General features: G+C 52.8%; 22 protein-coding genes and 4 tRNA genes. 4 read left to right on the top strand and 22 right to left on the bottom strand.

Translation table 11 applies throughout. The features are described 5' to 3' along the window. Positions 1-1080 carry a 3-deoxy-7-phosphoheptulonate synthase gene (locus tag ACX8ZY_RS05050; protein ID WP_010248468.1) on the bottom strand — a complete coding sequence of 360 codons (1080 nt, stop codon included), beginning with the start codon at positions 1078-1080 and terminating at the stop codon, positions 1-3. Positions 1081-1368: 288 nt separating this feature from the next. Here ACX8ZY_RS05050 and ACX8ZY_RS05045 point away from each other — a divergent pair, with 288 nt between their 5' ends. After that, positions 1369-1905 (top strand): GNAT family N-acetyltransferase, encoded by a 537-nt coding sequence (locus ACX8ZY_RS05045; protein WP_010248470.1) that lies wholly within the window; start codon positions 1369-1371, stop codon positions 1903-1905. Positions 1906-2001: 96 nt separating this feature from the next. Here ACX8ZY_RS05045 and rplS read toward each other — a convergent pair whose 3' ends face one another. From rplS to ffh, 5 genes are all read right to left on the bottom strand, one after another. After that, positions 2002-2349, bottom strand: a complete 348-nt coding sequence (gene rplS / locus ACX8ZY_RS05040; RefSeq protein WP_003849035.1) for a 50S ribosomal protein L19 — start codon at positions 2347-2349, stop codon at positions 2002-2004. Between the two features lie 44 nt (positions 2350-2393). After that, positions 2394-3158, bottom strand: a complete 765-nt coding sequence (gene trmD / locus ACX8ZY_RS05035; protein WP_010248477.1) for a tRNA (guanosine(37)-N1)-methyltransferase TrmD — start codon at positions 3156-3158, stop codon at positions 2394-2396. A 35-nt stretch (positions 3159-3193) separates the two neighbouring features. Beyond that, on the bottom strand, positions 3194-3742 hold the full coding sequence (rimM, locus tag ACX8ZY_RS05030) for a ribosome maturation factor RimM (protein WP_010248480.1): 549 nt from the start codon (positions 3740-3742) through the stop codon (positions 3194-3196). Between the two features lie 18 nt (positions 3743-3760). Beyond that, positions 3761-4009 (bottom strand): 30S ribosomal protein S16, encoded by a 249-nt coding sequence (gene rpsP / locus ACX8ZY_RS05025; protein WP_003849041.1) that lies wholly within the window; start codon positions 4007-4009, stop codon positions 3761-3763. Between the two features lie 142 nt (positions 4010-4151). Then, positions 4152-5513 carry a signal recognition particle protein gene (gene ffh / locus ACX8ZY_RS05020; protein ID WP_010248486.1) on the bottom strand — a complete coding sequence of 454 codons (1362 nt, stop codon included), beginning with the start codon at positions 5511-5513 and terminating at the stop codon, positions 4152-4154. 166 nt (positions 5514-5679) lie between these two features. On the opposite strand from ffh, the gene ACX8ZY_RS05015 reads away from it, so the two are divergent. Next, positions 5680-6480 (top strand): cytochrome C assembly family protein, encoded by an 801-nt coding sequence (locus ACX8ZY_RS05015; protein ID WP_010248489.1) that lies wholly within the window; start codon positions 5680-5682, stop codon positions 6478-6480. A 15-nt stretch (positions 6481-6495) separates the two neighbouring features. Continuing rightward, the gene (locus ACX8ZY_RS05010) at positions 6496-7782 is read left to right on the top strand and encodes an HlyC/CorC family transporter (protein WP_022623780.1); all 1287 of its coding nucleotides are present in this window, start codon (positions 6496-6498) and stop codon (positions 7780-7782) included. A 61-nt stretch (positions 7783-7843) separates the two neighbouring features. Here the strand turns inward: ACX8ZY_RS05010 and luxS are convergent, their stop codons facing one another. The 14 genes from luxS to tam form a co-directional block, all read right to left on the bottom strand. Then, positions 7844-8359 (bottom strand): S-ribosylhomocysteine lyase, encoded by a 516-nt coding sequence (luxS, locus tag ACX8ZY_RS05005; protein WP_009086888.1) that lies wholly within the window; start codon positions 8357-8359, stop codon positions 7844-7846. A 150-nt stretch (positions 8360-8509) separates the two neighbouring features. Further along, the gene (gene gshA / locus ACX8ZY_RS05000; protein ID WP_033770020.1) at positions 8510-10117 is read right to left on the bottom strand and encodes a glutamate--cysteine ligase; all 1608 of its coding nucleotides are present in this window, start codon (positions 10115-10117) and stop codon (positions 8510-8512) included. 31 nt (positions 10118-10148) lie between these two features. Beyond that, positions 10149-10577 (bottom strand): YqaA family protein, encoded by a 429-nt coding sequence (locus ACX8ZY_RS04995; protein WP_010248498.1) that lies wholly within the window; start codon positions 10575-10577, stop codon positions 10149-10151. Then, a complete protein-coding gene (yqaB, locus tag ACX8ZY_RS04990; protein ID WP_031594176.1) occupies positions 10574-11140 on the bottom strand; it encodes a fructose-1-phosphate/6-phosphogluconate phosphatase in 567 nt (188 codons plus the stop codon). The genes ACX8ZY_RS04995 and yqaB overlap by 4 nt, the downstream gene beginning before the upstream one ends. Before the next feature lie 596 nt (positions 11141-11736). Continuing rightward, positions 11737-11813 (bottom strand) — tRNA-Arg (locus ACX8ZY_RS04985). Positions 11814-12035: 222 nt separating this feature from the next. Continuing rightward, positions 12036-12112, bottom strand: a tRNA-Arg gene (locus tag ACX8ZY_RS04980). A 75-nt stretch (positions 12113-12187) separates the two neighbouring features. Beyond that, positions 12188-12264, bottom strand: a tRNA-Arg gene (locus ACX8ZY_RS04975). An 8-nt stretch (positions 12265-12272) separates the two neighbouring features. Then, positions 12273-12365, bottom strand: a tRNA-Ser gene (locus tag ACX8ZY_RS04970). Between the two features lie 283 nt (positions 12366-12648). After that, positions 12649-12834 (bottom strand): carbon storage regulator CsrA, encoded by a 186-nt coding sequence (csrA, locus tag ACX8ZY_RS04965; protein WP_008927091.1) that lies wholly within the window; start codon positions 12832-12834, stop codon positions 12649-12651. A gap of 250 nt (positions 12835-13084) precedes the next feature. Beyond that, positions 13085-15712 carry an alanine--tRNA ligase gene (gene alaS, locus ACX8ZY_RS04960; RefSeq protein ID WP_010248506.1) on the bottom strand — a complete coding sequence of 876 codons (2628 nt, stop codon included), beginning with the start codon at positions 15710-15712 and terminating at the stop codon, positions 13085-13087. Between the two features lie 133 nt (positions 15713-15845). Continuing rightward, the gene (locus ACX8ZY_RS04955; protein WP_010248508.1) at positions 15846-16364 is read right to left on the bottom strand and encodes a regulatory protein RecX; all 519 of its coding nucleotides are present in this window, start codon (positions 16362-16364) and stop codon (positions 15846-15848) included. Between the two features lie 122 nt (positions 16365-16486). Next, the gene (gene recA, locus ACX8ZY_RS04950) at positions 16487-17554 is read right to left on the bottom strand and encodes a recombinase RecA (RefSeq protein WP_010248510.1); all 1068 of its coding nucleotides are present in this window, start codon (positions 17552-17554) and stop codon (positions 16487-16489) included. 95 nt (positions 17555-17649) lie between these two features. Next, positions 17650-18144, bottom strand: coding sequence for a nicotinamide-nucleotide amidase (gene pncC, locus ACX8ZY_RS04945; RefSeq protein ID WP_187495309.1), 495 nt, complete (start codon positions 18142-18144; stop codon positions 17650-17652). Between the two features lie 105 nt (positions 18145-18249). After that, a complete protein-coding gene (gene tam, locus ACX8ZY_RS04940; protein WP_033770048.1) occupies positions 18250-19026 on the bottom strand; it encodes a trans-aconitate 2-methyltransferase in 777 nt (258 codons plus the stop codon). Positions 19027-19193: 167 nt separating this feature from the next. Here tam and ACX8ZY_RS04935 point away from each other — a divergent pair, with 167 nt between their 5' ends. Then, positions 19194-20081: a dihydrodipicolinate synthase family protein gene (locus tag ACX8ZY_RS04935; protein WP_033758690.1), complete on the top strand. Its 888-nt coding sequence runs from the start codon at positions 19194-19196 to the stop codon at positions 20079-20081. Positions 20082-20115: 34 nt separating this feature from the next. Here the strand turns inward: ACX8ZY_RS04935 and ACX8ZY_RS04930 are convergent, their stop codons facing one another. Continuing rightward, positions 20116-20451, bottom strand: a complete 336-nt coding sequence (locus ACX8ZY_RS04930; RefSeq protein ID WP_010248517.1) for a zinc ribbon domain-containing protein YjdM — start codon at positions 20449-20451, stop codon at positions 20116-20118. Between the two features lie 80 nt (positions 20452-20531). Next, positions 20532-21614, bottom strand: coding sequence for a lytic murein transglycosylase B (mltB, locus tag ACX8ZY_RS04925; protein WP_010248519.1), 1083 nt, complete (start codon positions 21612-21614; stop codon positions 20532-20534). Positions 21615-21719 lie beyond the last annotated feature (105 nt).

Below are 21719 nucleotides of genomic sequence, written 5' to 3'. Positions count from 1 at the left end.
TTACACCTCTTGTGACAGACGCGCCGACAGCACTCCCTGCAGATCCTGATGCATTTCACGCAGCAACGTTTCGGTCACTTCCCAGTTGATGCATGCATCGGTTACGGAAACGCCATACTTCATTTCGCTGCGTGGCTGCTCAGAAGACTGGTTACCTTCATTGATATGGCTTTCCAGCATCAAACCAATGATTGAACGGTTCCCGTCTTTGATCTGCGCAATAGCGGATTCCGCTACGCCAGGCTGACGGCTGTAGTCTTTGTTCGAATTACCATGGCTGCAATCTATCATTAAGGCTGGACGCAGTCCCGCCTTGAGCATCTCTTTTTCACACTGCGCGACATCTTCAGGACCGTAGTTCGGCGCTTTGCCGCCACGCAGGATCACGTGACCATCCGGATTGCCCTGAGTCTGCAGCAGGCAGACCTGACCGGCCTGATTAATCCCGACAAAACGGTGTGGCATTGCGGCTGCACGCATGGCGTTGATTGCCGTTCCCAGACTGCCATCGGTGCCATTTTTAAAGCCTACCGGCATCGACAGGCCCGAGGCCATTTCACGGTGCGTCTGCGATTCAGTGGTACGGGCGCCAATGGCAGACCAGCTGAACAGGTCGCCCAGATATTGCGGACTATTGGGATCCAGCGCTTCAGTGGCCAGAGGCAAACCCATTTCAACCAGGTTCACCAGCAGCTGGCGCGCAATGTGCAGACCCGCTTCCATATCAAACGAGTTATCCATGAAAGGATCGTTGATCAGCCCTTTCCAGCCGACGGTGGTACGAGGTTTTTCAAAATAGACGCGCATCACGATAAAGAGCTGATCTTTCAGCTCTTCGGAAAGGGTTTGCAGACGACGAGCATAGTCCAGTGCCACTTCGGTATCGTGAATTGAGCAGGGTCCGCACACTACCAGCAGACGCGGATCGCGGCCGGCAATAATGTCAGAGATGGTCTGGCGCGACGCCGCGACCTGATCCTGCTGTTCAGTGGTCAGTGGAAACTTCGCTTTCAGCTCTTCAGGCGTGATTAATACCTGTTCACCGGCGATATGCACATTGTTCAGCGCGTCTTTTTGCATGATGGCGATCCTTTGGCTCGTATTGGCAGTCATGGACTCCTCACTGAGGAATGCAAATACTGTATCACAGGCAATACATAGCGCAATATTATATGTACACTTTTATTACCACGGATGAAGAAGGGTGCGAAATATACTTAAAATAAACAATAAAATCATGCATATATTAAAAACCTCAATCACAAAAAACCAAAGACAATTGTACAAATAAGTTTACATTTAAGGTTATTGCCTTTCTTCTACCCACAGGCAGAATAAAAGAATCATTCTGTTCGCGCTGAGAGAGTTATGTACCCATCACCACAAAATATTTATCTGCGACCTTTTGAGCTCAGCGACGTATCTGCGTTTACCACTGCGGTTAATGCCTCGCTGGATAGCCTTATCCCATGGATGGTCTGGGCGCATCACGATTATCAGCCTCATGAAGCAGAAAGCTGGATCCGCTTTACCCACTGGCAACGGATGAAAGAGGAAGCGGAAGAGTTTGCCATCGTTGATCAGCATGACCAGCTGCTGGGGGGCGCAGGAATACGCTTTGCCCGTCATCCGGGTGACACCAGCGCAATTGGCTACTGGGTTCGCAGTGATGCACAGCGTCAGGGAATCGCCAGCCGCGCGGTGGCCGCGTTGCTGCCGCTGGGGTTTTCACGCCCAGAGACCCGGGTGATTGAGATTCTGGCAGCAGAGGATAACCTGGCCAGTCGGGGCGTGGCTGAGAAGTGCGGTGGTCAGTTCATTGGCTGTCGCTATGGCCTGATCGTCTTAGAGGAAGGGCCGGTTAATACCGCGATTTATCATTTTCAGCGGCCGGACGACGGTTAACTGCAGGCAGTAAGGTTGACTGTGACATAAAAAAGGGGCTGGCAGATGCCAACCCCTTGTTTGCTATTAACTTTTAGATGTCGCGTTAGCGATACCTTAGTTAAGACGCTCTTTAATACGAGCAGACTTACCAGTACGCTCACGCAGGTAGTACAGTTTGGCTTTACGCACAGCGCCACGACGTTTAACAGCGATGCTGTCAATTACAGGTGAATGAGTCTGGAATACACGCTCAACGCCTTCGCCGTTAGAAATTTTGCGAACAGTGAATGCAGAGTGCAGACCGCGGTTACGGATAGCGATAACCACGCCCTCGAATGCCTGCAGACGTTTTTTAGAACCTTCAACGACCCATACTTTCACTTCCACGGAATCACCCGGGCGGAAGGAAGGTACGTCCTGTTTCATCTGCTCTTGTTCAATTTGCTTGATAATGTTGCTCATAATTAAATCTCATATCCTGGGTAAACTGATAGTCGGGGAAGAGCTTACTCTTCCACATCATCGTTTTGTTGCTGCTGAGATTCCCGCTGGAACTCATTCAGCAACCTTGCTTGCTCTTCAGTCAGAGCCAGGTTTTCCAGAAGTTCAGGTCTTCTCAGCCAGGTACGGCCTAGCGACTGCTTCAGACGCCAGCGGCGGATATCAGCATGGTTGCCTGACAGTAATACTGCCGGGACCTCCACGCCGTCTAACACTTCAGGTCGGGTATAGTGCGGACAATCCAGCAAACCTTCCGAGAAAGAATCCTCATCGGCTGACGCCTGCTTGCCGAGCACGCCAGGAATAAACCGGGCGACTGCGTCAATCATCGTCATCGCTGGCAGTTCCCCGCCGCTGAGAACGTAATCACCGATTGACCATTCTTCATCAATTTCGGTCTGAATTACGCGCTCATCAATCCCTTCATAACGGCCACAGACCAGAATTAACTTGTCCCGTGCCGCCAGTTCGCAAACGCCCTGTTGGTCCAGTTTGCGACCCTGAGGTGAAAGATATATCACCCTGGCCCCATCACCTGCCGCTGCTTTCGCTGCGGAGATGGCATCCCGTAAGGGTTGTACCATCATCAGCATTCCCGGTCCGCCGCCGTAAGGACGATCATCCACGGTACGGTGCCGGTCGTGCGTGAAGTCACGAGGACTCCAGCTCTGAATGCTGAGCAGACCGTTTTTTACAGCCCGGCCAGTTACCCCGTAATCGGTAATAGCGCGAAACATTTCTGGAAACAGGCTAATAACACCAATCCACATTGTATTCGCCGTTACGTTACCGTTCGATTCGGAGATCAAAAACCAGGATCCCAATCTACCTCAATGATGCCAGTAGAGAGATCGACTTTCCTGATAACCTGTTCATCAAGAAACGGAATTAACCGCTCCTGAGCACCGAATGCATCCTTCAGGTTTGCCTTAACGACGAGAACGTCGTTCGAGCCGGTTTCCATCATATCGATGACTTTACCCATCTCGTAGCCTTCAAGGTTAACTACCTGGCAGCCCATAAGGTCTTTCCAGTAGTAGTCGCCCTCTTCCAGCGATGGCAACTGCGTCGAGTCAACCTGAATTTCGCAATTGGTTAACTGAGCCGCCGCATCCCGATCTTCAATGCCTTTGACTTTGATGATCAGGTCCTGATTGTGGTGCTTCCAACCGTCCAGTTCGACCTGCTGCCATTTACCGGCGCGCTGGATGAACCAGGGTTGGTAGTTGAAGATGCTTTCAGCGTCTTCAGTGGAGGAAAACACTTTGAGCCAGCCGCGAATACCGTAGGCGGCTCCCATCTTACCCAATACAATCGGGTTAACAGGAGGCTGTGCGGCAATTTGTCTGCTCATGCTCACCACCGTGACAGATTAAGCTGCTTTCTTAGCTTCTTTGACCAGCGCGTTAACGCGATCAGAAAGCGTTGCGCCCTGGCCAACCCAGTGCTCGATACGATCCAGATCAAGACGCAGACCTTCAGCCTGACCAGATGCGATCGGGTTGAAGAAACCAACGCGCTCGATAAAACGACCGTTGCGTGCATTGCGGCTGTCAGTGACGACGACCTGATAGAACGGACGCTTTTTAGCGCCGTGACGTGCCAAACGAATTGTTACCATAACATCCTCTTCAGTTAATAAAACACCCGGCCCCCATCGAGGAACGGGGTCCGGGTGCTGTATAAAAAGCCCGAAAATTTTACTCATTTTGGCGAAAAAAGCAACCTAAACCGTGCCATTTCGGGCTTTTTTGTGGAACGCTTTAGCGGCCAGGAAAACCTGGCGGCATCATACCCTTCATGCCGCGCATCATTTTCGCCATACCGCCCTTCTTCATTTTCTTCATCATACGCTGCATATCGTCAAACTGCTTCAATAAGCGGTTAACGTCCTGCACCTGCATACCGGAGCCGGTCGCAATGCGGCGCTTGCGTGAGCCTTTGATGATCTCTGGTTTTTCACGCTCTTTGCGTGTCATCGAGTTGATGATCGCTTCCATGCGCACCAGCACTTTGTCATCCATCTGTGACTTCACATTGTCAGGCAACTGTCCCATACCGGGCAGTTTGCCCATCAGGCTGGCCATGCCGCCCATGTTGCGCATCTGCTTCAGCTGCTCAAGGAAGTCGTTGAGATCAAAACCGTCGCCGGTTTTCAGCTTCTTAGCCAGTTTCTCAGCCTGATCGCGGTCAACCTTGCTTTCGATATCTTCGATCAGTGACAGCACGTCACCCATGCCGAGGATACGCGAAGCAATACGCTCCGGATAGAACGGCTCAAGTGCATCGGTTTTTTCACCGACACCCATAAATTTAATCGGCTTACCGGTGATATGACGAATCGACAGCGCCGCACCGCCTCGTGCATCACCATCGACTTTGGTCAGGATAACACCGGTCAGCGGTAGTGCTTCATTAAAAGCTTTAGCCGTGTTTGCCGCATCCTGACCGGTCATGGCATCGACCACAAACAGCGTTTCTACCGGATTGATCGCGGCATGAACCTGTTTGATTTCGTCCATCATCGCTTCGTCAACGTGCAGACGACCGGCGGTATCCACCAGCAGTACATCGTAGAACTTCAGGCGAGCTTCACGCAGCGCATTGTTAACGATATCGACCGGCTTCTGGCTGAGATCGGATGGGCAGAAATCCACGCCCACCTGCTGTGCCAGCGTTTCCAGCTGTTTGATTGCCGCCGGACGATAGACGTCGGCAGAAACCACTAAGACTTTCTTTTTGTGCTTCTCACGCAGGAACTTACCCAGCTTAGCGACGCTGGTCGTTTTACCGGCACCCTGCAGACCCGCCATCAGCACCACGGCTGGCGGCTGAGCAGCCAGGTCGAGTGCATTGTTCTCTGCACCCATCGCCGTAACCAGCTCGTTACGAACGATTTTGATAAACTCCTGACCCGGAGTCAGGCTTTTATTCACATCATGGCCGACCGCGCTCTCTTTCACACGGTTGATGAAGTCACGCACCACCGGCAGCGCAACGTCAGCCTCAAGCAGTGCCATGCGCACTTCACGCAGGGTCTCTTTGATGTTCTCTTCAGTCAGCCTTCCGCGGCCGCTGATGTTTCGCAGGGTTTGCGACAAACGATCGGTTAAATTATCAAACATGGTCTCTCACTAAAAAAAAGATCGCGAGGCGCCTGATCGGCAGAATGCGGCGGATTATAACACGAAGCCTCAGCGATCTCTGCAATTGCCCCTCAGATCGTTTGGAGCCTGCTTCGGCTGGCGCTATACTGCCTTTTTCCTTATCTGACTGAACCTGAAAGGATCTATGTTCGTTTTCGCGATAGTGGCGCTATTCGCCTACTCCTTAAGTCTTGCCCTGATCATTCCCAGCCTGTTGAAACGTAACGGCGGCTGGCGGCGAATGGCGATGCTCTCTGCCTGTGTGGCGCTGGTGACACACGCGGTGGCCTTGCAGCAACGCATATTTGCTGTTGATAGCGGACAGAATTTAAGCCTGCTCAACATAGGCTCGCTGGTCAGCCTGTTGATTTGCGCCATCATGACCATTGTGGCGTCACGCAACCGTGGCTGGCTGCTGCTGCCGATTGTTTACAGCTTCGCGCTGATCAATCTGGCCTTCGCCACTTTTGTGCCCAATGCGTTCATCACCCATCTGGAAACCACGCCAGGCATGATGATCCATATCGGCCTGTCGCTGTTCGCCTACGCGACGCTGATTATTGCCGCGCTCTATGCACTGCAGCTGGCGTGGATCGATTACCAGTTAAAAAACAAGCGACTGGCGTTCACACAGGATATGCCGCCGCTGCTGACCATTGAACGTAAGATGTTTCACATCACCCAGGTGGGCGTCGTGCTGTTGACGCTGGTGCTCTGCACCGGTCTGTTCTATATGCAGGATCTCTTCAGCGCAGAAAACGTCGATAAAGCCGTGCTCTCTATCATCGCGTGGTTTGTTTATATCGTTTTGCTCTGGGGGCACTATCATGAAGGCTGGCGTGGTCGCCGCGTCGTCTGGTTTAACTGCAGCGGTGCGGTGCTGTTAACCATGGCTTACTTCGGCAGTCGCATCCTGCAGCATCTGCTTGTCCCCACCTCTCGTTAAAAAGGAAGTTCTGCGTTGGAGAATGTTTCAACCACCACGCTGATTATTATTCTCTGCGTCATGGTACTGGTTTCCGCCTGGTTTGCCGGCTCGGAAACCGGAATGATGACGCTTAACCGCTATAAGCTGCGCCATCAGGCTAAAAACGGCAGTCGCCCCGCACGCCGGGTGGAGAAGTTACTGCGTCGCCCCGACCGGTTGCTCAGCCTGGTATTAATCGGCAATAACCTGGTGAATATTCTGGCTTCCGCACTTGCCACCATTGTTGGCATGCGTATTCACGGTGACGAAGGGGTCGCGATCGCAACCGGTATCCTGACCTTTGTGGTGCTGGTATTTGCTGAAGTGCTGCCAAAAACAGTGGCGGCCCTCTATCCCGAACGCGTCGCCTTTCCCAGCAGCCTGCTGCTGGTCCCGCTGCAATACATCATGCTGCCGCTGGTCTGGCTACTGAACACCATTACGCGTCTGCTGATGAGGATGGCGGGTATCCGCGCTGACGGTGCCATTAACTCCGCGCTGAGCAAAGAGGAGTTGCGTACCATCGTCTATGAATCGCGTAGCCTGATGTCACGCCGTAATCAGGACATGCTGCTCTCCGTGCTCGACCTGGAGAAAGTCAGCGTTGATGACATCATGGTTCCGCGTAACGAGATCGTCGGCATTAATATCAACGATGACTGGAAGTCGGTGGTGCGCCAGTTGAGCCACTCGCCGCACGGCCGTATTGTGCTGTTCCGGGACTCGCTGGATGACTGCGTCGGCATGCTGCGGGTGCGCGAAGCCTGGCGCATGATGACGGAGAAAAAAGAGTTCACCAAAGAGACGCTGCTGCGCGCCGCCGATGAGATCTACTACATCCCGGAAGGGACACCGCTGAACACCCAACTGGTGAAGTTCCAGCGCAACAAAGAGAAAGCGGGCGTGGTGGTGGATGAGTATGGCGACATCAAAGGGCTGGTGACGATAGAGGACATTCTGGAGGAGATCGTGGGTGACTTCACCACCTCCATGTCACCATCACTGGCAGAAGAAGTGATGCCGCAGAATGATGGGTCCGTGCTGATTGAAGGCAGTGCCAGTGTGCGTGAAATTAACAAGGCGTTTAACTGGCAGCTGCCAGAGCAGGAAGCGCGCACCATCAACGGCATGCTGCTGGAAGCGCTGGAAGAGATCCCTGCCATCGCCACCCGTGTTCAGATCGGCCACTACAACGTCGATATTCTGGACGTGCAGGACAACATGATTAAACAAGTGCGCATCACGCCGAAGACGCCACTGAAAAAATCGGTAGGGTCCTGAAGCGATAAAAAAACGCCGCAATCGACATGATGCGGCGTTTTTTTTAGCAGCAAAGCCCTGACTAGATGTGCAGTTCTTTCAGCTTTTCAGCAGGCAGTTTCAGATCTTCGTTGCGGTTAACGCCGATCTCATGCGCCAGCACATTGCGGGCGATCTGCTGCGCTTCATCCAGTGAGTGCAGCTTGTAGCTGCCGCACTGGTATTCATTCAGCTCAGGGATCTGGTTCTGATCTTTCACTTTCAGAACATCTTCCATCGCCCCTTTCCACGCTTTGGCAACGCGCTGCTCGTCTGGTGTACCAATCAGGCTCATGTAGAAGCCGGTGCGGCAACCCATTGGCGAGATATCGACGATTTCCACACCATCACCATTCAGGTGATCACGCATGAAGCCGGCAAAGAGATGCTCCAGCGTATGAATGCCACGCTCAGTGAGGATATCAATGTTCGGGCGGCAAAAACGCAGGTCAAAAACGGTAATCGTATCGCCATGCGGAGTCTTCATGGTTTTCGCCACGCGAACTGCCGGTGCGCCCATGATGGTGTGATCAACGGTAAAACTGTCCAGTAGTGGCATACGTCACCTCCTGTTCTGAGAATTTTTTTTAAAACGATGAAACTTTTCTGTTCGCCCAACGTCTGAATATATGAAAGACGCGCATTTGTTATCATCATCCCTGACAACAGAGATGTTAATTTGGCCACATTGATGTGGCCTTTTTCTTTTCTACCCTTCCCGGCTCGCCAGATACGCTTCAAAATCCAGCTTATCATTTGCTTCCAGCTGCTGCTGTGCAGCAACAGACGCCTGCGCCTGACGCGTGAAATCTTCTTCTGTCAGCACTTCCAGCGGCTCTTCGCAGAGCAGATGGCGATACTGTTCAGCCAGCGCCACGCCGGTTCCGGTTACACCATTGTCCTTCATTGCCTGAAGGATGCGCGCCGAGTAGGTTAGCTCAGGATCGTCGAACGATGCTACCAGTTGATCGCAAACCTGCTGATATTCCGTGCTGTCCTGATTATGACTGTCTAACACTTCAGCAACCCGACGCAGATCGGCAAACAGGGTTTTGCCCACTTCAACCAGCGAATGTTCCGCTTCTCCGCAGCCTACGGCAATTTTCTGGTCCGGTTTACGCCCTTCCAGCACAACCCGGTTCCAGTTTATACGGGTGCATTGCAACTCATCTGCACTCATTTCCGGCGCATCGGCCAGGGTACACCAGATCAGGAACAGGTCGAGGAAGCGAACCTGATTCTCATCTACGCCGATCGCAGAGAACGGATTGATATCCAGCGAACGCACTTCAATGTACTCAATACCACCACGCAGCAGCGCATCAGAGGGCGCTTCACCCGAGCGTGTCACACGCTTAGGCCGGATTGGCGCATAGAGCTCGTTTTCAATCTGCAGCACGTTGGTGTTGAGCTGCAGCCAGTTACCGTCGGCATCTTTAGTGCCCATCGCTGCATACTCTTCTGACGGCGTCTTAATCGCTTTCTTCAGCGCAGTGACATAGCCTTCCAGTGAGTTAAACGTGATGCCCAGAGAGCTCTGCGATTTATTGGTGTAGCCTAAATCGCTCAGACGCAGTGAGGTAGCATACGGCAGCCACATCGTGTCTTTGTCGTTGGTTTCGAATGGCAGCGCGCTCTCACGGCCCTGCAGGAAGCTGGAGCTGATAGCAGGCGATGCGCCAAACAGATAGGGGATCACCCAGCCGAAGCGATAATAGTTGCGGATCAGCCGCAGATAGCCCGCCGAGATCGTCTCTTTTCCGCTTTCCTTATCTTTCACGTCAGCCCACTCCTGCCAGAATGAGAGTGGCAGTGAGAAGTTATAGTGAATGCCGGAGATGGTCTGCATCAACGCGCCGTAGCGGTTTTTCAGTCCTTCGCGGTAGAGCGTCTTCATCTGACCAATATTGGACGTGCCATATTGCGCTAGTTCAATATTGTCCGCATCGTCAATCACGCATGGCATACTAAATGGCCACATGCGTTCATCACCCAGTTCACGGGCAACGTGACGATGAATATCGCGCAGGAATGCCAGCATATGATCAATGCTGTGATCCACTGGCGTAATAAACTCCAGCAACGTTTCGGCAAAGTCAGTGGTGATCCAGTCATGTTTCAGCGCCGAACCCAGAGATTCCGGGTGGCCGCTTTTTGCCAGCTCGCCATTTGCCTGTACACGCAGCGTTTCACGCTCGATGCCACGGCCAATACCTTTAAGGGCATTGGGATGCGCTTCCAGCCAGGAGAGCGCTTTAGATACGTCCGGGATCACATTACCCCCCCGCTGTGATAATAATTTATTTTTGTTCAGCATAATGTTAACCGTAGCCTCGAATCTGTGCGAATCAATGCCACCATTGCATACCCTGTAATGTGGCAGTCGCGATAACGATATAACGCAGTGTTTTGCCGACAGCGAGAAACAGCATCGCGGGTAGCCAGGCGAAACGTAACCAGCCTGCCAGAACGCAGAGCAGATCACCTATCACTGGCAGCCAGCTGAATAACAGTGCTGCAGGTCCCAGTCGGTGCAACCACGTCATTGCTGTGTCATGCCATCGCCCCTGACGTTTTAACGGCAGCAAGCGACCAATAAGAATGTTGGTTAAGCCGCCCAAGGTGTTTCCCAGTGATGCGGCCAAAAGCAACCCGTAAACTGATGTCTTTTTTGCTATCAATAGTGCTATCAGCAGTGCTTCAGAACTTCCCGGCAGGAGCGTTGCACTTAAAAAGCTGCTGCCGAACATCGAGGCATAGGTAAGAACGTCACTCACAGTAAGCGGACATCCACCACAGCCATACCTGCCGCCTTCGCTGCCTGAATACCAAAGTCCGCATCCTCAAACACCACACAACGTGCCGGCGTCACACCCATCAGCTCAGCGCAGCGTAAGAAGGTTTCAGGCTCAGGTTTATGACGCTGTACGTCGTCAGCACCGACGACGGCCGAAAAGAGCTCACGTACGCCCAGCTGCGTCAGTAACGCCTCTGCCATGCTGTGTTCGCTTCCGGTACCGACCGCCATCGGACGACGCCCGTGATACGCTTTCACCACCTCCATTAAAGGCAGTGGCTTCACGTTTTCCAGCAGCATCGCTTTCACGGCAGCGGTTTTTTCTGCGGCAAGAAGATGAGGGTCGAGTGACGACTGATTGGATTCAATGATGAACTGCGACAGCCGCCAGGTTGGTGCGCCATTGAAGTCGATAATACGTGCTTCATCCAGCGTTAATCCATAACGCGTCAGTACCTGACGCCACGCTTTTCGATGTGTCGGCTCAGTATCAAGAATCGTGCCGTCCATATCGAAAATCAGGGCGTCATATTGATCGTACATTGTCACTCCGGACATTCATCAAATGAGACATTACTTTAGCCTAATGTGGACAGGTTGTCGCCAGGGGGGATGAACAGCAAATGCTTTGAAAGCATTAACAATTTTTGTTTTCAGATAAAGGTGATCGTGCACGACCAGCGATAAACGTACGAAATTCCAGCGTTTTTTTAACATTCTTCTGGCAGACAAGCGGCGGCGGACGGGCATGGGCAGCAAAACAGAAGGCGTTGATGCGGGAAACAGGCGTTTCGGATCGCTTAAGTCAGGATGATGAATCAATGGGGCAGATTAAACAGGAAAAGAGTGCGTGTGAAGCCAGAGGGAAACTGCAGAGGTTTTTCAGGATACTCACTCAGCGTTTGCTGTACGGGCGGTTACGGAAGTAACGCTATCGTGTTTAGTGAGGTCTTAGCGATCATCGCGCCATGATACTTTGAGGGATTTTGAGGCTAAAGAAGAAGATGGTGCATCCAGGAGGATGACTCAGCTTGCGCTTCGCCCTGCGGGCCGTTGCTGATGCAACGTTATCCCTCTTCGTGCGGCCGGAACGCTTATTGCGTCATGTCACACTGAGGAACTGCCAACATTCGAGAAGATGGTGCATCCAGGAGGATTCGAACCTCCGACCGCTCGGTTCGTAGCCGAGTACTCTATCCAGCTGAGCTATGGATGCATTGGGGTCTATCTTTTGGGGTCTATCTTTTGAGGTACAAATTTTTATGGACTTACAGAAACCAACCTGAGGATGTTACAAAGAATGGTGCATCCAGGAGGATTACTCAGCTTGCGCTTCGCCCTATGGGCCGTTGCTGATGCAACGTTATCCTCCTTAGTGCGGCCTGAACGATAATCACGTCATGACACACTGAGGCACTGTCCATATTCGGGAAGAATATGGTGCATCCAGGAGGATTCGAACCTCCGACCGCTCGGTTCGTAGCCGAGTACTCTATCCAGCTGAGCTATGGATGCATAAAACAAATTCTTGTACAACGCAGGGTGCTAACTACTCACCATGAAAGGAATTGCTAATTCGCTTTGTTTCGATGGTGCATCCAGGAGGATTCGAACCTCCGACCGCTCGGTTCGTAGCCGAGTACTCTATCCAGCTGAGCTATGGATGCATCGAAAATGGCGGTGAGGGAGGGATTCGAACCCTCGATACAGCTTTTGACCGTATACTCCCTTAGCAGGGGAGCGCCTTCAGCCTCTCGGCCACCTCACCTTACGCTTTCTTTCGAACTGTGCGTCTGAACGTTGTTTCTGCTCATCGGCACTGCGTGGCGCACATATTACTTTCCCGGACTTTTAAGTCAAACAATTTTTCCGAAACTTTGTTTGATTGAGCAAATCACACACAATTGGGACAAAATGGCGACAAAAAGAGTGAATTATCAACAATGAAAGATGATGGCGTTAACAAAACAGAGGAGGAACAGGTAGAAAGAAAAGGCAGGATTTTTACAGAAAGCGGTAGCGCCTCGCACAGGTGCGAGACGCTGAATCCGTTAAACGCTGGTTTGTTGCGTTTTTTCAGCCTGGATGCGTTGATAGATCTCTTCGCGATGCACAGACACTTCTTTCGGCGCGTTAACACCGATACGAACCTGGTTACCCTTAACACCCAGCACCGTTACAGTTACCTCATCACCGATCATGAGGGTTTCACCAACTCGACGAGTTAGAATAAGCATTCTTTGCTCCTTGAAAGATTAAAAGAGTCGGGCTTGTACAGGCTCCCGGCATTATCCATCATTTAACGCTGCACAATGTGTATGAGAAATACACCAATGCACATCGATGCGCCAATACATTCTGCTGATAGTTAGTTTAGCCGAAATACACTACATCAACCTGACTTTGTCATTTGCTGCTTTAGCATCGTATTAAAAAGCGCCGGAACAACCGTTCTGACGCTTTTTACGATGCCTTGTTTTAATTCACTTACAGACGGCTGCTGACCCAGTCCTCAACCCCTGCTAATGCGCCTTTCAGAGCACCCGCATCGTTACCACCAGCTTGTGCCATATCAGGACGGCCACCGCCCTTCCCGCCAACCTGCTGAGCCAGACCGGCAATCAACTCACCCGCTTTAACACGGTCAGTCAGATCTTTGGTCACACCCGCAATCAGCGACACCTTACCTTCAGTAACCGTTGCCAGCACAATAATCGCCGACCCCAGCTGATTCTTAAGATCATCAACCATGGTACGCAACATTTTCGGTTCAACATTGTTGAGCTCACTGACCAGCAGTTTCACTCCCTTAATGTCGATAGCATTGCTGCTCAGTGAAGCGCTCTCCTGCGCGGCTTGCTGATCGCGCAGTTGCTGCAACTCTTTCTCCAGAGCCCGTACATGATCGACCAGACCACGCACTTTCTCATTCAGGTTGCTGCTGTTCGCTTTTACCAGCTGCGCAAGATCCTGCAGCTGGCTGCTCTGCGCATTGACCTGCGCCAGCGCGCCTTCACCCGTAATCGCTTCGATACGACGAATACCGGCTGCGGTACCTGACTCCGCCTGAATACGGAACAGCCCGATGTCACCCGTGCGCGCAGCATGGGTACCACCACACAGCTCAACAGAGAAATCACCCATGGTCAGAACGCGCACGCGCTGATCATATTTCTCGCCAAACAGTGCCATTGCCCCTTTAGACTTCGCCGCATCCAGATCCATCACTTCGGTTTCAACCGGCAGGTTGCGACGAATTTGCGCATTGACGATATCTTCGACCTGACGAATCTCCTGAGGTTTCATCGCTTCGAAATGCGAGAAATCGAAACGCAGGTACTTGTCGTTAACCAGCGAGCCTTTCTGCGCCACATGCTCACCTAAAACCTGACGCAAGGCGGCATGCAGTAAGTGAGTAGCAGAGTGGTTAAGACGGATGCGCGCACGGCGTGCCGCATCAACCTGTGCCTCAAGGCGATCACCGATACGCAACTGCCCTGCGGTCAGCTTACCGACATGACCGATTGCCTGACCATATTTTTGTGTATCCTGGACGCTAAATTCAGCATTCTTCCCTTTCAGCAGACCGGTATCGCCTACCTGGCCACCCGATTCGCCATAGAATGGCGTTTCATCCAGCACGACCACAGCATCCTGACCCGCGGTCACTTCATCAACCGCCTCGCCTGCAACATAGAGCGCTTTCACCGTGGCAGCTAAATCGAGCTGGTCGTAGCCTTTGAAGGATGAGGCGGCATCAATACGAATAACGTTGCTGTAGTCAGCGCCGAAGCCACTCGCTTCACGTGCGCGCTGACGCTGCTGCTCCATCGCCCGCTCAAAGCCGGCTTCGTCGATCTTCAGATTGCGTTCGCGGCAGACGTCAGCCGTTAAATCAGCCGGGAAACCAAAGGTATCGTAAAGACGGAAGACGATTTCACCATCCAGCGTGTCGCCCTGCAGTTTTTCCAGCTCTTCGTCCAGCAGCGCCAGTCCGCGCTCCAGGGTTCTGGCAAACTGATCTTCTTCGCTTTTCAGCACCTGCTCAACCTGAGCCTGCTGGCGCTGTAACTCTTCACCTGCGGCACCCATGACCTCAATCAGTGGCGCAACCAGTTTATAGAAGAAGGCCTCTTTGGCGCCCAGCATGTTGCCATGACGTACGGCACGACGAATGATACGACGCAGCACATAGCCACGGTTCTCATTAGACGGGATGACGCCATCGGCAATCAGGAAAGCACAGGAGCGAATGTGGTCGGCAATGACACGCAGCGATTTGTTACTGAGGTCAGTGGCACCGGTAACCTGTGCCACGGCCTGAATCAGTTTCTGGAACAGGTCGATTTCATAGTTGGAGTTGACGTGTTGCAGAACGGCAGAAATACGCTCAAGGCCCATTCCGGTATCAACCGACGGTTTTGGCAGCGGCAGCATGGTGCCATCAGCCTGACGGTTGAACTGCATAAAGACGATGTTCCAGATCTCAATGTAACGGTCACCATCTTCTTCCGGGCTGCCCGGCGGGCCACCCCAGATGTGATCGCCATGATCGTAGAAAATCTCGCTGCACGGACCACAAGGACCGGTATCGCCCATCTGCCAGAAGTTATCTGACGCATACGCGCTGCCCTTGTTGTCGCCGATGCGAATAATGCGTTCACGTGGCACACCGATTTCATTCGCCCAGATATCAAAGGCTTCATCGTCGGTTTCATAGATCGTCACCCACAGACGCTCTTTTGGCAGGCTGAACCACTGCTCGCTCGTCAGCAGTTCCCAGGCAAAACCAATCGCCTCTCTCTTGAAGTAGTCACCAAAGCTGAAGTTACCCAGCATTTCAAAGAAGGTGTGGTGACGTGCGGTGTAACCGACGTTTTCAAGATCGTTGTGTTTGCCGCCTGCGCGTACGCAGCGCTGTGACGTGGTCGCACGTGTGTAGTCACGTTTGTCCTGACCGAGGAACACATCTTTAAACTGGTTCATCCCGGCGTTAGTAAACAACAACGTTGGATCGTTATTCGGTACGAGGGAGCTGCTGGTTACAACCTCATGTCCCTTGCTATGAAAAAAGTCGAGAAACGCTTGACGGATCTCAGCAGTGCTCTTGCTCATATATATCCTGGAATCACGCTAACGAACGTTCCCTCTGATCGGCGCGACCACATTCTGGTGGTGCCTGATTAGCGGAACAAAAAGTGGGAATAAGATAAATTTTCTTCAGTGGGAAGTAAAATTACATCGGCTTTTAGTCATCAAAATTTCTGAAAATGGACTGGATATCTTCGCTCATAAAGCCCTTTGACTGCAGATAGCGTAGTACTTTCGCTTTCTCTTTCCACTCTGTGGGCAGCGGGTGTCCGAATTTTCGTTCAGCCAGTTGAGCCGCGCACGCCGCCCAGTCTACCTCAGTCTCTTCCATTGCAAGATCAATGGCTTCACGGTCGATGCCTTTCTGGCCCAGTTCAAGGCGCACGCGCTGCGATCCAAAGCCCTTACGGCTCCGGCTCTGAATAAATCGTTCGGTGAAACGCTCGTCGTTTAACCAGCCGCTTTCCTGACACCAGTTAAGAACCTGTTCCAGCAACGCTTCGGTAACAATTTCGGGCTCTTTTTTCTGCGCCCACGCAGCACGCTGCGCTGATTGTTGCAGTTTACGCGCTAACTCTGCACGGCTGTGGTCGCGCTGACCCAGAATACGCATCGCACGGTCAAGCAGACGAGAGTAAGAGACGACATTAGGTTGGGGTTGAGAGGGTTCAGTCATACTGCGCACCTTGTACAAACAGAGGGAGATTATGGCGACAGAACAGGACAGAGGGAAGGCAAGAAAGATAATAGAGGGGGATAAAACTACGGGAGAGGCTTTCGCCCCTCCCGCATCAGAGATTAGAAGTCTTCGTTCGCTTCAGCCGCGTCTTCTTTCTCAGCAGCCTTGTCGGCTGCTGCGAGTTTTTCATCCGCGCCGTTGAGCAACATCTCACGTAACTTCAGATCAATCTCGTTTGCCACAGCAGCATTCTCTTTCAGGAAGTTGCCGGCATTCGATTTACCCTGACCAATCTTGTCGCCATTGTAGCTGTACCATGCACCCGCTTTTTCAATCAGCTTGTGCTTCACGCCCAGGTCGACCAGCTCACCAAAGGTATTGATACCTTCGCCGTACATGATCTGGAACTCAGCCTGTTTGAATGGCGCGGCGATTTTGTTTTTCACCACTTTAACGCGGGTCTCACTGCCGACCACGTTATCGCCCTCTTTGATTGCACCGATACGGCGGATATCAAGACGGACAGAGGCGTAGAACTTCAGCGCGTTACCACCAGTGGTGGTTTCCGGGTTACCAAACATCACACCAATTTTCATACGGATCTGGTTGATGAAAATCAGCAGGGTATTGGACTGCTTCAGGTTACCGGCCAGTTTACGCATCGCCTGGCTCATCATACGTGCCGCGAGGCCCATGTGTGAGTCACCGATTTCACCTTCGATTTCCGCTTTAGGCGTCAGCGCCGCGACGGAGTCGACGATGATCACGTCAACGGCACCAGAGCGCGCCAGCGCATCACAAATTTCCAGCGCCTGCTCACCAGTGTCTGGCTGAGAGCAGAGCAGGTTATCAATGTCTACGCCGAGTTTCTTGGCGTAAACCGGATCAAGCGCATGCTCGGCATCGATAAAGGCACAGGTTTTACCTTTACGCTGTGCAGATGCGATAACCTGCAAAGTCAGCGTGGTTTTACCTGAAGACTCAGGTCCGTAGATCTCAACGATACGGCCCATTGGCAGACCGCCTGCGCCTAATGCGATATCCAGCGACAGCGAGCCGGTAGAGATAGTTTCCACATCCATTGAGCGGTCTTCACCCAAGCGCATGATGGAGCCTTTACCAAATTGCTTCTCAATCTGGCCAAGCGCGGCAGCTAAAGCCTTCTGTTTGTTTTCATCAATCGCCATTTCAACTCCTAATCAAGCCGGGTAAACACGCACTCAGGGTGCCTGTACTCTTTCTGTTGCCGACAATTATACTGTATAGTCATACAGTATCAAGTTTAATTTGTCAGAAATTCGCCATACAGTTTCTGCAGGGCCCATGCCACCGACTGGCGGCGTACGGCATCACGATCGCCGCTAAAATTCTGCTGAAAAGTCAATACCTTATCCTGCGGCCCGGCAAAGCCAAACCATACCGTACCCACCGGTTTTTCTTCACTGCCGCCATCCGGACCGGCAATACCGCTGACGGAGATCGCGTAGTCAGCATGGGCCGCCCTGCGGGCACCCAGCGCCATCTCCCGCACCACCACATCACTTACCGCACCATACTGCAACAGCGAAGCAGCCTGAACACTGACCATCTGCTGTTTGGCCTGGTTACTGTAGGTCACAAAACCCCGCTCGAACCAGGCGGAGCTGCCGCTGATATCGGTAAAAACTTTGGCAATCCATCCCCCCGTGCAGGATTCCGCACAGGTTACGGTGGCATTGCGCTGCTTCAGCTTCTCACCTATCTGCGCACTAAGCGCCTGCAATTGCTGATCATCCATTGCGACTCTCCCTTTGGCTGTGGGTTGAAGGTGGTGCAGAAAAACCGCTTTTTCAAGGTCACTCACCATTATTACGCTGTTTTTGCGGCCAGCTTTCCACTGCGCTTACCGGTTTTTCACCGCAACCATAAAAAGACGCGGGAAGGCGAGCAACACCTGACCATCGGCCTGAGCCGGATAAGCCGCGAGCAAACGTTGATGATAATCGGTCAGAAACGCCGTCTGTTCGGTCTCATCCAGCGTTGCCAGGAAAGGCCGTAAACCGGTCGCCTGCAGCCAGCTGATAATCGCCTGTGCATCGGCCATCACGTGATAATAGGTGGTACGCCAGATATCCACCTCACAGCCTGCCTGCGTCAGCAGATCGTAATACTCGCCCGTGGAAAGCAGCTGTGTACGTTCAGCGGCATCGGCATTGATGCGTGAACGCCAGCGATCCGTTGCCGCCACCTCGCGCATCAGCCGGTGCGACGGCTCATTCAGGTTATCAGGCATCTGGATCGCTAACACGCCACCGGGCGCCAGCTGGCTGACCAGATGGGGAAACAGCGTTGCGTGATTATCCAGCCATTGCAGAGACGCGTTGGCGTAGACCACCTGCTGCGGCACATCGGCCTGCCAGTTGCGGATGTCCGCCTGGATAAAACGACAGTGCGGCAGGCGTTCAGCGGCCTGAGTTAACATCGTGGCGGAACTGTCCAGCCCGGTAATCTGCGCCAGTGGCCAGGCATCGGCGAGCAGCTCGGTGCTGTTACCGGGCCCGCATCCCAGATCGGTCACCTGCTCAACCTGTTCCAGGCTGAGGCGCGCCAGAAGTTCGCGGGCTGGACGGGTTCGTTCTGCTTCAAACTTACGGTACAGCACAGGATCCCACTCTTTCATCATGACCTCTCGCTCAGTTATCAGATGCATCCGCTTACTGAGACGGATGAAAGAGGAAAAAGTGCGACCCGTTGCTCATTTTTGAATCATGCGCTGGCAGAGACCGGCCGGAGTCATTAAGTTAAAACACTGTTTCATTTTTTTAACATCCGATTCAGGAGTCATTTATGAGTGAAAAATCGCCCTTTGCCGGTGTCTGGTGCCCTTCAGTCACCCCGTTTAATGCGCAGGGTGCGGTCGATATTGATGCGCTCGGGCGACATTTCTCCCGCCTCAATGACTCCGGTATCGATACCTTACTGGTGATGGGCAGCATTGGCGAGTTCGCCTCACTGACGCAGCAGGAACGCTTACAACTGATTCAGGAAGCCAGACCCTTGTCATCGCTGAAGATGGTCGCGAACGTCTCGGCAACCTGCATTCCTGACATGCTGGAGCTGGCTGAAGCCGCCTGGAAAAATGATTTTGACGCGGTGATGGTGCTGCCACCCTACTATTATGGCCAGACGCAAAACCAGCTGATGCACTACTTCGAAGCACTGGACGCGCAGCTGGGTGGTAAATGGTTTGCCTACAACTTTCCGGCCCGCACCGGCTGCGATCTGACGCCCGCGCTGATTGCCGCCCTGGCGGCAAAGCTGCCCAACTTCGCCGGCATTAAAGATACGGTGGATTGCCTGTCGCATAACCGGATGATGATTGAAGAGACCCGCAAGGTGCGTAGCGATTTCGCCGTACTGTCGGGGTATGACGAGTACCTGCTCCCGAACCTGCTGGCGGGCGGTGCCGGTGTCATTTCAGGACTGAATAATATTGTACCGGAGTACTTTGCGCAGATGATGACGGCATGGCGAAGTGGCAATCTGCCGGAGCTGACGCGCCTGCAGCAGCAGATCGGCCGTCTGATGGCGATTTACAGTATTGGAGATGATTTCGTAACGACAATTAAAACGGCCGTGGCACGGCGCTATGACTCGATGAGCAGCGGCTCACGAAACTACGGTGGCACGCTGAATGCGGAACAGTGTGCCGCAATTGATAAGCTGTTCAGCTAAGCAGGAAAGCGGGCGCATCCCTGCGCCCCCGATCTCAGTTCTTTTTCACAAACTCAGATTTTAATTTCATCGGGCCAAAACCGTCGATTTTACAATCGATGTTGTGGTCCCCTTCAACCAGACGAATACTTTTCACTTTGGTACCGATCTTCAGCGATGAAGAACTGCCCTTCACCTTGAGATCTTTGATCACCGTGACGCTGTCGCCATCTGCCAGCAGATTGCCGTTGGCATCACGCACTTCAAGTGTTGCGTTGCTGCTGTCACCTTCTCCCTCGGTCCAGATGTGACCGCAGGAGGGGCAGTTAAGGTTATCGCCATCTTGCCAGGTGTAATCGGCGTGACAAGCCGGGCAGGCAGGTAAAGACATAATGACTCCAGAAATATCAGTGGCTGTGTGGCCTGAAAAAGGGCGTCATCATATAACCTTACAGTTAACAAGGATAGCCTTTATAACAGGCCGCCCTGGCGCGCCTTGCTCACCGCCTCACCCAGCTGCCACACCGCCATCGCATAATGGGTACTGTGGTTGTAGCGGGTAATGACATAGAAATTGGGTAAGCCGTACCAGTACTGGTAGCTGGTGCCCAAATCCAGGCGTAGCAGACTGACCTGATCGTTACCGTTCAGCGAGCCCTGTGGTGACAATCCTGACGCCGCCAGCATGCTCACGCTGTAACGGGTTTTGAAGCCATCTTCCAGCATCGGTGCCTGACCGCTGGCCGGTACCGCCACATTTTCGCCGCTGCGCCAGCCATGCTTCTGGAAATAGTGCGCCACGCTGCCGATAGCATCCACCGGATCCCACAGGTTTGCATGACCGTCGCCGTTGAAATCAACCGCATAATCATTGTAAGAGGAGGGCATAAACTGACCATAGCCCATCGCCCCGGCAAAGGAGCCTTTCAGCGCCAGCGGGTCATCCTGCTCTTTGCGCGACATCAACAGAAAGGTTTCCAGCTCGCTGCTGAAGTACTCTGCGCGGCGCGGATAGTTAAAGGATAAGGTCGCAAGCGCATCCAGAATCCGCGTTTTCCCCATCACACGACCCCAGCGGGTTTCCACGCCAATGATGCCCACGATAATTTCCGGTGGCACGCCATAAACCTGCTGTGCGCGTTGCAGGGCATCCTGATACTGATTCCAGAACGCCACCCCATTTTGCACGTTATCGGGCGTAATGAACTTGTTGCGATAGCGGATCCAGGCGCCATTAGGCCCTGGCGCTGGCGTATAGCTTGGTGCCTGACGGTCCATTAGTCGCAGCACATAATCCAGTCGTTTGGCCTGACCGATGATGTTGTGCAGTTGCTGACGGTCAAAGTCATGCTTCTCCACCATCTTATCGATAAATTGCTCTGCTGCCGGGTTACCGGCAAAGTCGCCAAACATCGCCTGTCCGCTGTGCGACGGCTGCAGTAAAAAACCGCCCTGTGGCGCAGCCAGCATCTTCTGCTGGGACGGGACTTCAGGTTTGCTGCTGCAGGAGGCCAGAAGCGGAATGAACGCAAGGAAGGCTAACTTGAGGCGCATCGGTTATCCATAAACGAGGGGTAATTTCAGATGCGGTAATAGTAGACGTTCAGCGCAATGACATACAGGGCAAAATCTTAAAAAAACGTCAAGGCAGCCGTGGGC

The organism is Pantoea sp. XAF26B01_ASV70 (assembly GCF_054512635.1).
This window is presented reverse-complemented; position numbering and strand designations above follow the sequence as displayed.